The organism is Treponema sp. (assembly GCF_045641405.1).
In the GTDB taxonomy this organism is placed as follows: Bacteria; Spirochaetota; Spirochaetia; order Treponematales; family Treponemataceae; genus Treponema_D.
Genome location: NZ_JAZUGX010000047.1, coordinates 17,003 through 29,654 on the forward strand (window position 1 = coordinate 17,003; position 12,652 = coordinate 29,654).

Genomic DNA, 12,652 nt, shown 5'->3' on the forward strand with positions numbered 1-12,652 from the left:
TGTCCAATAGCAGATTTACAGTTATGGACATTCCCTCTTATTTTTTCATTGGGACGATGTTCAGGAATATGGATTTTTCTTTTTCCATTCCTGGCGCAATGTTTATTTCCCAGAAAAGGCTTGATATAAGAGTTCGCGAAGTTTCTTCTGGTTCTGGAGTTTTCATTGGGCGTTTGAATGAAAGGTATGAGCATGAAAATCCTGCTAGCTCATTTGGCTCAATTTCGAAAACCCGTTTGTCTGCCGTGTCCGTTATGTGTATGAATGCAACACCGTTGTTGAATGAGAATTTTTTCTTTTGGTCAAACTGTTTCAGCTCTTCGTTCTGGATGATTTCAACCGAGTACTGAGCCCCGTTTGCATATTCCTTGTCAAATCGTGTCTGAGCAAAGTTCAGTTCAACCGCAAACAGTCCGTTAAGCTCTTCTTCACTTTCGTTCCTAAGGATGTACTGAACATTGATTCCAGACTGGGTAAAGGTGATGTTCTTTCTTAAGGATACAGGAATTTCAAGTTCAGAAAAAAGTCCCCTTCCTTCCAGATGAATTTCCTTTCTTTTGATCTCAAGCTTTCTTTCCGTAAAAAGTGTTTTGGAGAACATTGGAGAAGAAATCTGATTGTTGTCCAGATATTTCTTGAGATCACCTTTAGAGCTTAGATGTTCGACAAAAAAGCCTCGTGTATAGCCGTCAGTGAAACCGTCAAACTTTTCAATGGCAGAAATGCTTGCCGCATAGTTTGAACTTGATTTTATTGGATTGAAGTCGGTTATCTGTCCTCCTTTCAGAGAAACGACCGCATTGTAGCGTTCCATGAAAGCTATATATTCATTTAGACCATCACCATTGTAGTCGTATGTGGTAAGGGATTCCTTGCTCTGTTTTGAGGCATCTCTTACAAAGCGTTCTGCTTCGTTCAGATTTCTGTAGGCTGCCTGCCTCAGTTCTGCAGGAGCTGGAACACCTTCTGGGTAGCAGATGAAATTTGTTCCGCTCTGTGCCTGCCATAGACTCTGGGTAGCACTCGCCTTTCTCATCTTGTCACCGCCCTTTGCCTGGAAGATGAGCATGCTTATGTACATCATCCTTTCATATAGACGATTGTTCTGGGGGTAAATGTTCAGATAGTCGTGTATAGACAATGGAAAATGGCTTGAATTCTCTGTTTTTGTGTATGGCACTGAAGCCCATTGTGCAATGTTCCATTCCATTCCAGCAGGAATATAGACTGGTAGAAAATCTACAGCGTTGCAGAGATAGTCGTGTGGCAATGTGTAGTTGATTGCTTTTTCATGAAAGTTTGAATCAAGATTGAAGTCAAACAGGTCGTTGAGGAAACCGCTGGATAGAAGTCTGCCAAAGTAATCAAAATCTATGGAAATGGAAACAACAGGTCTTGTGCAGTCTTCAATTCTGTTTTTTTCGTAGAATCTAGACAGGCGTTTTGTCCAATCTTTTTTGCTTTCTTTTTCTTCAGGAAGAAGATTTTTATAAGTAGGAAGAACCTTAAGGCTTTTTCCCTGTTCGCTTGTGATTATTGGCAGACATTTAAGATATTTCTGGGCGATCAAGGTACTGTCAAGGAAAACATAGGACATTTCAGTCGAGTTGAAGCTTGTGATAAGCATAGGATCCCAAATGCTTCCAAAAAGGTATAGACCACATGGTCTTTTACCAAGGGTCTGCCTTATGGATATGGACATCTTCTCAATCTGTCCAGACCTGTCCCTTGGATAGATCAGCGGAAATATGGGGGCATAGTATCCCCCACCTATGATTTCAATTTGTTTCCTTAAAAGAAGGTCTTTAAGAAGCTGTATTGATTCAGGGTGCTTTCTTTCATAATAGTCCAGCTGAGGTCCAGTAAAGGCAATGGACAGATAGAAGTCTGGGTGAGAATATAGGAATGTTAAAGCGCCTTTGAAAATTTTCTGATAGTTTTCTTCAAGAAGGCTCTGGTCTTTTCCTGACGAGATGTCGGCAGCAAGTTCAAGACAGACATTCAGCTGGCTCATTGTTTTTCCTTATCTTGTTTTGTAAATTCGCCTAATGGTTTCCATGGACAAGTGTATACAATTTCTTTGACAATTTGAAGTCTTTGCTGCCATAGTTGATGTCTGTTTCCTTTAGATTGTCCGAGCACTTGGTTTTCTCTGAGAATGGTGCTGAGCAAAAGACTGCACGTTCTGTTGATGCAGGTATCAGTTTAATGATTCCTTTAGGACAGAATTCTATGCATTTGCCGCAACCATTGCACAATCCGTTGACGACAGCAGTATTGTTTTCAATAAAAATTGCCTTGCGTGTACAGGCTTTGACACAATCTCCGAAACCGATGCATCCGAATTTGCAGTCGTGTTCAGTGTCGCAAAGAGAAAGATATAGCGAACAGCTTTTTGGACCATCATACTCAAAACGGAAATCAGAACACTGTTTTCTTGAAGAGCACATCACCACAGCCTTTGTGTCCTTTGCTTCCTTGAAGGTTTCCATAAGGGATGGCCTTACGCGGATTTCATTTTCAGAAAAAATAGGCTTGTTGAAGGAAATGTTCTGTGCTCTCAAAGAAGGTACAAGCATTTCAAAGATGAAAGCAAATACAATTGAGATGAGTATGAGGAATAGGATCATCATGAGGATTGTAAAGATCATAGGAACACTCCTTTGTTGAGCCATGTAACATTCCATGAAAGAAGAATGAACATTACTATTGCTATGCTTACAAGAATAAATCCGTTCTTTTCGTATTCCTGGGTTCTGCCGTTAAGATCGTTTCTCCTTGTAATTGCGATGACAAAAGGTGTCATTGCAAAGAATGAGGCGACTGAAAGAACCGATATGAATACACATTCTCCAAAGGAATTTGATTCTGTAAGTCCGACGAAGATGAACATAAGTGCGATGCCTGATTCCACGGCACTTATCCTTGCCGTGATGCGGATGATTGCCTCAACAAAGACTGAGATGGCAAGAAAAAATAAAATCACGACAAATGGGTAAAGCTCAGTCAAATCTACAGGTACAAGAAGCCAGTTGACGATGAGGTATGACAATGCCGAAGTCGATGAAACACATATCATCATCTTGAGGGCCTTGATCATGAGGTCATGCTGTTTTTTACTTAGTACGACAGAACGCTCGATTCCAATTCCGTAGACAAGGACAATGGAACTGAAGAAAACATAATAAAGAATTGTATTCAGCATCATCCGTTCCTCCTTGAGGTTCCGAGAATTTCAAACCTTTTCATTGTGCTTGCGATGATGGCAAGAAGGACTGCAAGAAGAACAATGCCACCTGGCAATGTAGCAAGGAAACTGCCGATCATGAGTACGGGGGTCTTGTTCAGAAGCATGATTTCATGGACTCCAGTACTGCATGGAAATGTAATCGTTCCGTATCCCAGGAAATCACGGATAAAGAAGAATACGATTGCGAAAGCTGAATAGGCATTGCATTTCATCATGCCAAGCTTAAGGGAATCACCGAGGGAAAGTCCTGATTTTCTGTAAAGGTTGCCGAGGATGAATGCTGTAAGCGCAGGTACATAGATGTTGATTCCAATGACGAATGCCATGAAAGGTGAAATCATTATGAGTATCTGTCTGATCAGGACAGAGGTAGAAATTAGCATCACCGCGATGAGGACACTATGAAGTCCGTATTCGAAAAACATGGATGAAAGCTTTCTGAAAAGGATACCCAATGCTGTCAGCAGGTAAAGCATGATCACTATGATTATTCCATATGCCAATCTGCCTGGAACTGGAATGAGAACTGCCAGTGAAAGCGCTGAGTAGACATAAAGTTCATTTTTTTTCATTTTCTATCTCCCTTTGCTTTTGTAGCGGACGCAGAAATTGCAGTAGCTGTTATCGATGGAATCTTGGTTGCCCAATATGCAACCTGAGAATTCATTGTCGCACTCTTTATTGAATCGGATAGCCTGCTGTTTATCTGGGCAAAGCCGATGAAAGTGGCTTCAGTCTTTTTTGATTCATGGACATACACTGCTGCTACAGGTCCATAGAGTGTAGGAAAACGGATGATCACTGCGTATGACTCAAAGTCTTTCTTGACTTCTGATTCTGCGTTGAATACAGCACAGTTTACATTCATTGCGGAGTCAAGCCTGACATATTCTCCAACAGAATATTCAGAATATGAATTTTCAGAGAATACCCTTTCTATTTCATGTTTAAGGCCTGATCTCCATGATTTTCTTCCAAGAAGGGAGAATGTAACCAACAGTCCAAAGAACACTGCGAGAATTCCACAGAAAATGCCAGCTTTGATTGACATGTTCTTGTAGAATATCTTTTTTTCTGAAGTTGCAAGAGTCAATTCATCAAATTCCTGGTTAAGCATCTTCATACTCCTTCATTATCTTGAGTCGTGGAATTACTTTTTTTCGGATGCTTGCAAACTTTCTTTTGTCTTCAATCACCTGAATGCAAGGAGAAATGAGATTCATCAAGATGACGGTAAAAACATAACCGACGGACGAAAGACCAAAGCCTATGATGATGAAACCAAGTATACCCGCCGTGATTCCATATATGATTTTCCCCCACAGGTTGATAGGAGTCGTTCCGTACCACTGGAGAATATAAAGTGTCGAGAAAAGAGTTCCGCTTGTGAGCAATGCAAGAATAATGTCGCCCTGCATTGGAATTCCACCAAGGATGATTGGACTTACAAAACGGATGAGAATTGTATAGACAAAGAGGAAGATAGCAGGAATAAGAATATCGACGAAATCAAGTGAAATGAGCACAAGGGATGAGATCAATGTAACCACGTTGAATCTGAATGCTGGAATGCTTGAACCGTTGTCCCAAAGAAGGCTGACATATCCTTCTGGAATTGAAATTCCAACCAACTTGAATATTGTTCTGTTGAGAAAGTCAGTGACTGCGCTGTCCGCTGATATCGGCGTGATTGTTCCATTCTGAATCAGGATCAATGCTGCATTTCTTGACTGCAGGTCTGATGAAGACAATGCAGATGGTGGAAAGCAGGATGAATTGATGAGATACAGTGCGACGACACAGACGGCAACGATGTTTGCCCAGGATTCTGCAAATTCTCCGAATGCCCATCTGAAAATCGTCATTGCGAAAAAAACAACAAGGAAAACAGCCAGAGGATTGTATGTCGACGGAAGAAGTAGTCCTGTCAAAAGCCCCTGGATGATGGAGATTCTCCAGGAATGGAAATGCATGTCGCGGACAAGCAATGTGCGATGGATTATTTCTGAAAGGACGGAGGCAGCAAGTGCTCCAACAAGAACTATCAGGGATCCAGTGCTTTTTGTTACGGAAAGCATAAGGACTTGAACCATAAGCAGGACAATGGTCACGGTGGAAACTGTATCCAATGACCAGCTGGCAAAAGTGAATGGATTTATTGTGATTTTCTTGCAGGATTTGTTCAATTCAAAGTTAAGCATTGTTCTCTCCTGAATTCAAAAGTGCGATGGTCTGACAAAGGGAAAGCCTTGATGGACAGACGCTGTTACAAAGGGCACATTGGCCGCAGATTCTTGCAGTCGCAGCAATATCCCTTGGAAGTATGAAATTTTCTGATGCCATCTTGTAAAGCAGATCTGGAACAAGGTGTTCGGGACAGATTGCACGGCACCGTCCACATCTGATGCAGGAAGTCGATTTCTGCACGCACAGCTCCCTTGAAGGAAGAAATTCGATGGACTTGACCATTTTTGTGATAGGAATATCGAGCTCTGCGATTCCGTTTCCTCTGATGAGTCCATTGATTACAATTTTTGATGGAGGTGTGCTGAATCCTCCGCACTGCTCCACAAGGTCCCTGATGGTCGTTCCAAGGCGAACCTTAAACATTCCTGCAGAATTAAGGCAGGTACCAGTTACATGGACAAATCGTTCGATTACAGGGATTCCAAGGACAATGGCATCGTAGATCGAAAGGCATGTCTCAGGGTCAAGGAAAAGACACTTATGGTTTACATTTATGAATCTTTCGTACTCAGGAATCTTTGAAGTCTTTCTTACCTGCCGCATAAGGCTGTGAATGAATCCTGCTGGATACTTGGTGTTGTCCGCTGTTGCAGTCACATAGAAATTGTCATCTATGAGCTCCTGGGCAATTGTAAAATCCGCCTTTTTAGGAAGGACGAATGCAATGCCTTCTGCTTCAAAAGCTTTTGCGGCGATTTTTGCACCTTCAATTACCTTTTCTGTAAAATGGGAAGCGATGAGCGTATCCGTGTATCGGCTTGGATCTTCATCGAACATTCTGACGATTACAAATCTATGTTTTTTTAGTGTACAGTTCCTTATTTCTGTTGCGAGGGAAACGGTCTTTCCAAGGAATGTATTTACGATTCCCTTTGACTTGAATTCTTCAAGCAATGTTGCGGAAGAAAATAGATTCCATTCAACTGGATTCTGTTTCTTTCCAAGAAAAGTAAATTCACCTTGCGTCTTTATTCTGGCCGCATAGGAAAGTTTACCATCAGGAAGCGTGCATTGGACGATTGTTTGGATTTCTCCAGGAACCGAAGAATGGATGCAGGCACCGTTTGCGGAGATAATTCCTTTAGGCGCCGCGATGGTCTGCCCTTCGTGTACCTTGTCTCCGATTTCCATCGTACATTCATATTCCTTTCCGTCAGCCTGGCAGAAAGGAACTACGATGTTCTGTGGCAAAAAGGAACGGACAGAAGTCTCAAACATAGGATGGTCGGGATAAATGAAGTTGTTTATTGCTTTCATCTTGATTTCCTGCCTGATTTCAAAACATAAATGAGAAGGAGAAACATAGGAACAAACAGGCATACTAGAATAAGGATGAGCCCCAATCCATCAGTCTGTCCTCGGGATTCCCCGCCGTTTCTATAGACTACAGTGACATCGCTGCCCTGCTTTTTCATCAGTTTTTCAACTGCATCATATTCAAGGTTTTCTATTTCCTTGTTTACTTCCTCGCGGAACCTGTCATCATAGGTCATTAGAAGAACCTCAGATTCTACGATTCTGTCATCTTCCATTTCATATCGAGGAACGGTCACAGTCTCACCTTCTTCCACTTCCGCAGCGGCAGAGGATTCATTCAGGTTCCTGTAAGGATATGACTTAGCCTTCCAGAACCATTTGTAGAAATCGTTCAGTCCTGGCAGAATTTTTTCACCGTCATTTATCTGCGATGAGTGGACGGGAACAGGAATCGAAATTTCTGTCTCTGTCCTGGTGGAAATCCTGCTTGAAAGAAGAAAAATCACAAGAAGGATGAAAAGCGGCACAAGGCAGAACAAGGTGTGTTTTGCCGTTGCATGATGCATGAGAGGCATCTGTGGTGCTCCAAAAATCCTTACGAATTTGAAGGTGGATTTTGAGTCAATGAATTTTTCCCATGTGTCAAGAAGGATTAGGGAACATATTGATGATGCACAACAAAGGAGAACCAGAACCGCACTCTGGATGGAAAGGAACATTATTGAAAGAACGGAAACCACCAGTGGAAGCGTAACGTAAATGCTTTTCTTTAGGACGCTGAAAGCTTTTCTTCTTCCCCAGATTCTGGAGGCAAGATAGCATGAAAGCATATAGAGAATGGCGGCCGCAGCAACTGGATAGAAGACCTGTGAAAAGGAAAGAACAACAATGCTTGCGGATGACAGTGCAAATACTTTTCTGTTGCGTGAAAGAAAAAGAAACATGGCGAACACGGCAAGGACGATCATGGGAACAAGCCAGGGATACTGCTGTTTACCATCGATCCCACAAGGTGTGTTTGTGTCATGTACTATTTCCTCAAGTGCCTTTACACATGCGGAATCATTTCTTTTAGGAATATAATAAAGGCAGTAGGTGTCGGAAAGATCAAAGAAATAAGAAAGACGGTCGCTAAGGTATGACGAATCCCTTTGTGGAAGGACTGGAGTAAAGTCAGAAACGAATGGAACCCTTTGTCCCCCGAGGCTTATGACACTGTCGATGGAATATCTTTCAAAATATGAAAGAACGGTTTCCTCTGAAAGTGATTTTTCTACATAGGCAACGGAATAGCTGTTCCAAATTCTTGAGACTGGAACTGCCCTTAAGACGATGGAGAGAATGAATGTCGCGATGATTACGGCAAGTGAAACTGCTGCAGTCTTGTTGAACTTCATTTATTTTAACACGCTGAATGCCAGGCCGATTACGAAACCGAGAAGGACTCCCATGAGAACTTCAGTTGGAGTGTGCCCCTGCACTTCCTTGATTGGTTTGAATTCAATGATGCCCTTTTCGGCAAGACTTCTACCAACCCTGTTGAGCAATGCAGCCTGAAGTCCATTTGCACGGCGGACTCCAACCGCATCCCTGATGGTTACAAGGAAAAATCCCAATGAAAGGATGAACACGTCACTGTCGATTCCAGAATGGAAGGCAATCATTGTGCATAGAGTTGTCACTAAAGATGAATGGCTTGAAGGCATGCTTCCAGTTCTCCAGAGAAGGAGTTCAAGGAGTTCCTTAAGGCTGTGGACCTTGCCAGAAAACAGCTTGATCAGAGTCTTTAGGAATTGGGCGGAAAGCCAGCTGAAAATACAGGCAATGATTGCTGGTTGAGTTAGAAATGAATGAAGCTGACTTTTAAAATCCATGTTTAAAATTATACAATATTATGCAATTTTGTTCCATTACTATTTGCATTTTGTTGGTTCCGCCATTATCATACCATCCATGGACTTCAGGATTTTCAATGCAGCAAAGGATGACTCAGGACGCAGACTTGATAAGGTGGTTTCAAGGATATTTGAGTCCAATTGCATCTCCTCAGGTATATTCCCTCTTATCCGTAAAGGCATGATAAAGGTCAATGGAAAGAAGTCTTCTGGCGATTACAGGGTTTGCGAGGGGGATTCCATTTCTGTTGCAGAATTCCTTTTTGGAAACTCCAACAAGCTTGAGCAGCAGGAGGCTATGGAAAGGGAATTCCCATTCAGTCTGGAGGATATTACTGTTTTTAAAAACGAGCACATTTTGATAGTCAATAAGCCTTCAGGAATAAATGTCCAGCCTTCAAAGGACTGTGATTTTTGCCTTTGTGATCTTGTGGAATATGATTTCAGAAATAATGGAGGTCAGTCCATATCCTTTAGACCTGGACCGCTCCATAGGATAGACAGGTATACAAGTGGACTTGTTGCCTTTTCCCAGAGTCTGCAGGGAGCAAAATGGTTTACGGAAAACATAGAGGCACATTCTGTAGGTAAAAAATATCTTGGAATTGTGGAAGGATCCTATGGGGTGCCTTTTGAACGGTATGTAGATCTTATCCTCGTGCCAGAAAACAGCGATAAAAACTATGGTACGGTAATTGCAGGTGGTAAAAACGGAAAGGAAGCGATTACGGTTGCGAAATTCTTAAAACAGACTGAAGTAATGGGAAATGAATGCAGCCTGGTTGAATTTTCCATCGAGACTGGCAGAAAGCATCAGATAAGGGCTCAGTCGGCGTTGCATGGGCATCCTTTGATCGGTGATACGGCCTATGGCGGTAAGGAATTGAAGAACAGAATGTTCTTTTTGCATGCATGGAAGCTTTCTTTTCCGCAAAACCCAGTCGGATTGCCTCATGAAATCACTGCTCCGTGTCCATTTTTTAACGGAATTTAATCTGTTTGTTTTGCAAATTGTTTTTTTCTATATTATAATTTTAGTATGAATATTCTTTCTCGCTTGACAGGACATGGTCTGTCGGTTTTTGCCCTTGTTGGCGAAAGCGGTACAGGAAAAAGTTTCCGAGCAAAGCTGATAGCCCAGGAAAACGGCATTGAAGCCATCATAGATGACGGTCTCCTCATTCAGAACGACAAGATCATTGCAGGGCGTACTGCCAAGCATGAGAAAACCTATATGGGAGCCGTGAGGATTGCCCTTTTTGACGACAAGCAGCATAGGGACCAGGTCGCAAAGGCACTTCAGACAAACAAGATAAAAAAACTCCTCATCATCGGAACAAGCGAAAAGATGGTTCAGAAGATTACTTCCCGTCTACAGATTCCACTCCCTTCAAAGATAGTAAAGATTGAGGACATAGCTTCCCGTGAAGAGCTGGAAAAGGCCATCAGAAGCCGTCAGATCGAAGGCAAGCATGTAATTCCAGTACCTGCCATTGAGGTAAAGAAAAGCTATTCCCAGATTTTCCACGATTCCATGATGGAAATGGCGGAAAAAGGCAAAGGAAAGTTCAAGCTTTTCAATTTTGGCAAAAAGAATCAGGCCTCCCTTGAAAAATCCATTGTGACTCCTGAATTCAGCAAGAAAGGGAGAATCGAGATTTCTGAGGCGGCACTCAGCCAGATGGCGATGCATTGTGTCAGTGAATTCTCCAAGGATATACGAATCAAGAAGCTTTCGATCAAAAAGAATGCCCGTGGATACAGGCTTATTGTGACTGTAGATGTTCCTTTTGGCCGTCAGCTGACAGGTGAAATCCACAGACTTCAGCAGTATGTCATTGAGAACATAGAGAAATACACTGGGATTTTGATAGAAGAAGTAAGCATCATTATAGACAAAATCACTGTAAATAAATAGAATATGCCCCATTGTGTTAGTCAGATATGGAACGGATGCTAAGGGGCGTCCAGTAAAGAAGGCTGTCGTTTATACAAAAGAAGAGCATAAAATACCCCTTTCTGCCATCGACAGCGATGCAATCTACATTATAAACCAACTAAAGAGCAACGGTTTTGATTCATATATAGTTGGAGGTGCCGTGCGTGACCTCCTTGGCGAAAGAAAGCCTAAGGACTTTGACATCGTCACTGATGCAACTCCAAGCAGAATCAAGAAGATCTTCAGGAATTCCAGGATAATCGGCAAAAGGTTCCGCCTTGTCCATATTTTCTTCGGTGAAAAGATCTTTGAAGTAAGCACTTTCCGTTCAATCTGTGATGGTTCTGTCGGCAATGCCTTTGGTACCATGGATGAGGATGTAATGCGCCGTGACTTTACATTGAATGCCCTCTATTACGATCCGTTGAAGCAGCAGGTGATCGACTATGTTGATGGAATCAAGGACATAAAGAAAGGTGTTGTTACTCCTGTCATTCCTTTGGACAGAATCTTCATAGAAGATCCAGTTAGAATGCTCAGAGCCGTCAAGTACGGTGCGACTACAGGCTGCAAATTGCCACGCAGGCTTAAGAAAAAAATCCGAGAATCATCTGCCCTTCTTTCTCCAGTTTCTCCATCCCGTCTTACGGAAGAGCTTCTCAAGATAATCAACAGCGGACACTCAAAGGATATTGTTTCTGCGGCGCTTGATACTGATCTTTACATATATCTGCAGCCTGCGGCAACGGAACTTATGATTGAAAGCAAGGTATTTGCAAAAAAATACATGGAAAGTCTTGCACAGCTTGATGAGCTTGTGCGGAGCAAGCCAGAAAGCAAGCTGGGAGAAAGACTTTACTACATTCTTAAGGATTTTGTCGCCCAGCTTACGGATTGGAATGAAGAAAAAAAGGAAAGCTCTGCGGCCGAGCTTTACAAGCGCACCTGGGCTATCTGCCGCAATTTCGTTCTTCCGATGAATCCTCAAAGAACCGAGCTGGACTATGCTGTAAGAAAGGTTCTTGTTGATCTTGGAATCCAGCTTAAGAAAAAACAAAAGCCTAAGCGGCCTACAAGAAAAGCAGGCAACTAGGCGTTGTTATCTATTTTCTGCAGAAAGCAATTATCTCGTTTATCACATCATAACGGCATCTGTCATTCAGCAGTTCATGGCGGGCGCCGTTATATAGTTTTAGGGAAACATCCTTGATTCCCATTCCACAATAGATTGCGGCAAGACGGCTTATGGTTTTTCCGCAGGAACCTACAGGATCGTCTGTTCCGCTCATGATTTTTACAGGAAGCTCCCTGCTGATTTTATTGAGGTTGCGGGGCTTATGGATGTTGTTCAACAATGCAAAAAGATTGTACATAAATCCTGTGCTGCAAATGAATCCACACATTCTATCCATTTTGAAAATGTCCACGCTCAACGGATCTGAAGAAAGCCAGTCGGAATCTGTCTTGGCATCCTTAAAAATCGCGTTGTATGGCTTAAATGTAAGGTTGTGGAGCAATTTGCTTACATGATCTCTTCCAAAGAAAAGCTTTATGATGAATCCAAGGAATCTGGCACCGCTGATGAGCAGAGGTCTTGGACCTGCAGTTCCAAGAAGAATGGCCTTGTCTATTTCCCTGCCGTAATTTTCAATTACATATTGGGCTAAGAATGATCCAAAGCTATGTCCGATCAGGATGATTTTTGTCCCTGGAAAATGTTCCTTTGCGTATATTATTTCTTCGTGAATGTCTTCAGCACATCTTTTGAAAGTTGCATTTCCTGGATTGCCAAGAGGCAGGTTGTTTAGCTCTGCTGTTTTGCCGTGACCGCGATGGTCCTCTATGATGACAGCACCATTATTCTCACAGATAAAGGAAGCAAGCTCTTCATATCTAAGGGCATGTTCAGCCATTCCGTGGCTCAAGACAACTACAAAGTCAGGTTCTACTTCCGAGGTCCATTGGTGGATTACATTGCATTTACCATCGGACATCTTAAACTGGAAATTCTCGTATTTCATGATCTTGATTATAGCATGGTATTTTGACTTTGTAATGACTTTT

At 42.3% G+C, this 12,652-nt stretch carries 13 protein-coding genes; 3 read left to right on the forward strand and 10 right to left on the reverse strand.

Going from position 1 to position 12,652, the window contains the following annotated elements; all coding sequences use genetic code 11:
• Positions 1-37: 37 nt before the first annotated feature.
• Genes ACKI39_RS07255 through ACKI39_RS07295 form a run of 9 tightly spaced genes read right to left on the reverse strand, consistent with a single transcriptional unit; the run spans position 38 to position 8,628 of the window.
• Complete coding sequence (locus tag ACKI39_RS07255; RefSeq protein ID WP_407399100.1) at positions 38-2,014, reverse strand: alpha-amylase/4-alpha-glucanotransferase domain-containing protein; 1,977 nt, start codon at positions 2,012-2,014, stop codon at positions 38-40.
• A gap of 31 nt (positions 2,015-2,045) precedes the next feature.
• Positions 2,046-2,651 carry a 4Fe-4S binding protein gene (locus tag ACKI39_RS07260; protein ID WP_407399102.1) on the reverse strand — a complete coding sequence of 202 codons (606 nt, stop codon included), beginning with the start codon at positions 2,649-2,651 and terminating at the stop codon, positions 2,046-2,048.
• Complete coding sequence (locus ACKI39_RS07265; RefSeq protein ID WP_407399104.1) at positions 2,648-3,208, reverse strand: hypothetical protein; 561 nt, start codon at positions 3,206-3,208, stop codon at positions 2,648-2,650. Before ACKI39_RS07265 ends, ACKI39_RS07260 begins: the two co-directional genes overlap by 4 nt.
• Positions 3,205-3,822, reverse strand: a complete 618-nt coding sequence (locus tag ACKI39_RS07270) for a hypothetical protein (RefSeq protein ID WP_407399106.1) — start codon at positions 3,820-3,822, stop codon at positions 3,205-3,207. Before ACKI39_RS07270 ends, ACKI39_RS07265 begins: the two co-directional genes overlap by 4 nt.
• Complete coding sequence (locus ACKI39_RS07275; RefSeq protein WP_407399108.1) at positions 3,819-4,367, reverse strand: hypothetical protein; 549 nt, start codon at positions 4,365-4,367, stop codon at positions 3,819-3,821. The genes ACKI39_RS07270 and ACKI39_RS07275 overlap by 4 nt, the downstream gene beginning before the upstream one ends.
• On the reverse strand, positions 4,360-5,451 hold the full coding sequence (locus ACKI39_RS07280) for an RnfABCDGE type electron transport complex subunit D (RefSeq protein ID WP_407399110.1): 1,092 nt from the start codon (positions 5,449-5,451) through the stop codon (positions 4,360-4,362). Before ACKI39_RS07280 ends, ACKI39_RS07275 begins: the two co-directional genes overlap by 8 nt.
• Positions 5,444-6,754: an SLBB domain-containing protein gene (locus tag ACKI39_RS07285; protein ID WP_407399112.1), complete on the reverse strand. Its 1,311-nt coding sequence runs from the start codon at positions 6,752-6,754 to the stop codon at positions 5,444-5,446. The genes ACKI39_RS07280 and ACKI39_RS07285 overlap by 8 nt, the downstream gene beginning before the upstream one ends.
• Positions 6,751-8,151, reverse strand: coding sequence for a hypothetical protein (locus tag ACKI39_RS07290; RefSeq protein ID WP_407399114.1), 1,401 nt, complete (start codon positions 8,149-8,151; stop codon positions 6,751-6,753). Before ACKI39_RS07290 ends, ACKI39_RS07285 begins: the two co-directional genes overlap by 4 nt.
• Positions 8,152-8,628 (reverse strand): divergent PAP2 family protein, encoded by a 477-nt coding sequence (locus tag ACKI39_RS07295; protein WP_407399116.1) that lies wholly within the window; start codon positions 8,626-8,628, stop codon positions 8,152-8,154.
• 79 nt (positions 8,629-8,707) lie between these two features.
• Here ACKI39_RS07295 and ACKI39_RS07300 point away from each other — a divergent pair, with 79 nt between their 5' ends.
• Genes ACKI39_RS07300 through pcnB form a run of 3 tightly spaced genes read left to right on the forward strand, consistent with a single transcriptional unit; the run spans position 8,708 to position 11,681 of the window.
• Positions 8,708-9,643 (forward strand): RluA family pseudouridine synthase, encoded by a 936-nt coding sequence (locus ACKI39_RS07300; protein WP_407399117.1) that lies wholly within the window; start codon positions 8,708-8,710, stop codon positions 9,641-9,643.
• A 45-nt stretch (positions 9,644-9,688) separates the two neighbouring features.
• The gene (locus tag ACKI39_RS07305; protein ID WP_407399119.1) at positions 9,689-10,567 is read left to right on the forward strand and encodes a P-loop NTPase family protein; all 879 of its coding nucleotides are present in this window, start codon (positions 9,689-9,691) and stop codon (positions 10,565-10,567) included.
• Positions 10,568-10,580: 13 nt separating this feature from the next.
• Positions 10,581-11,681, forward strand: a complete 1,101-nt coding sequence (gene pcnB, locus ACKI39_RS07310) for a polynucleotide adenylyltransferase PcnB (protein WP_407399121.1) — start codon at positions 10,581-10,583, stop codon at positions 11,679-11,681.
• Positions 11,682-11,691: 10 nt separating this feature from the next.
• Here pcnB and ACKI39_RS07315 read toward each other — a convergent pair whose 3' ends face one another.
• The gene (locus tag ACKI39_RS07315; protein WP_407399123.1) at positions 11,692-12,609 is read right to left on the reverse strand and encodes an alpha/beta fold hydrolase; all 918 of its coding nucleotides are present in this window, start codon (positions 12,607-12,609) and stop codon (positions 11,692-11,694) included.
• Positions 12,610-12,652 lie beyond the last annotated feature (43 nt).

What these genes read in the sequence shown, in the direction of transcription:
- ACKI39_RS07255 (WP_407399100.1), bottom strand. Translation starts at nt 2,014, where the DNA reads ATGAGCCAGCTGAATGTCTGTCTTGAACTTGCTGCCGACATCTCGTCA.
- ACKI39_RS07260 (WP_407399102.1), bottom strand. Translation starts at nt 2,651, where the DNA reads ATGATCTTTACAATCCTCATGATGATCCTATTCCTCATACTCATCTCA.
- ACKI39_RS07265 (WP_407399104.1), bottom strand. Translation starts at nt 3,208, where the DNA reads ATGATGCTGAATACAATTCTTTATTATGTTTTCTTCAGTTCCATTGTC.
- ACKI39_RS07270 (WP_407399106.1), bottom strand. Translation starts at nt 3,822, where the DNA reads ATGAAAAAAAATGAACTTTATGTCTACTCAGCGCTTTCACTGGCAGTT.
- ACKI39_RS07275 (WP_407399108.1), bottom strand. Translation starts at nt 4,367, where the DNA reads ATGCTTAACCAGGAATTTGATGAATTGACTCTTGCAACTTCAGAAAAA.
- ACKI39_RS07280 (WP_407399110.1), bottom strand. Translation starts at nt 5,451, where the DNA reads ATGCTTAACTTTGAATTGAACAAATCCTGCAAGAAAATCACAATAAAT.
- ACKI39_RS07285 (WP_407399112.1), bottom strand. Translation starts at nt 6,754, where the DNA reads ATGAAAGCAATAAACAACTTCATTTATCCCGACCATCCTATGTTTGAG.
- ACKI39_RS07290 (WP_407399114.1), bottom strand. Translation starts at nt 8,151, where the DNA reads ATGAAGTTCAACAAGACTGCAGCAGTTTCACTTGCCGTAATCATCGCG.
- ACKI39_RS07295 (WP_407399116.1), bottom strand. Translation starts at nt 8,628, where the DNA reads ATGGATTTTAAAAGTCAGCTTCATTCATTTCTAACTCAACCAGCAATC.
- ACKI39_RS07300 (WP_407399117.1), top strand. Translation starts at nt 8,708, where the DNA reads ATGGACTTCAGGATTTTCAATGCAGCAAAGGATGACTCAGGACGCAGA.
- ACKI39_RS07305 (WP_407399119.1), top strand. Translation starts at nt 9,689, where the DNA reads ATGAATATTCTTTCTCGCTTGACAGGACATGGTCTGTCGGTTTTTGCC.
- ACKI39_RS07315 (WP_407399123.1), bottom strand. Translation starts at nt 12,609, where the DNA reads ATGAAATACGAGAATTTCCAGTTTAAGATGTCCGATGGTAAATGCAAT.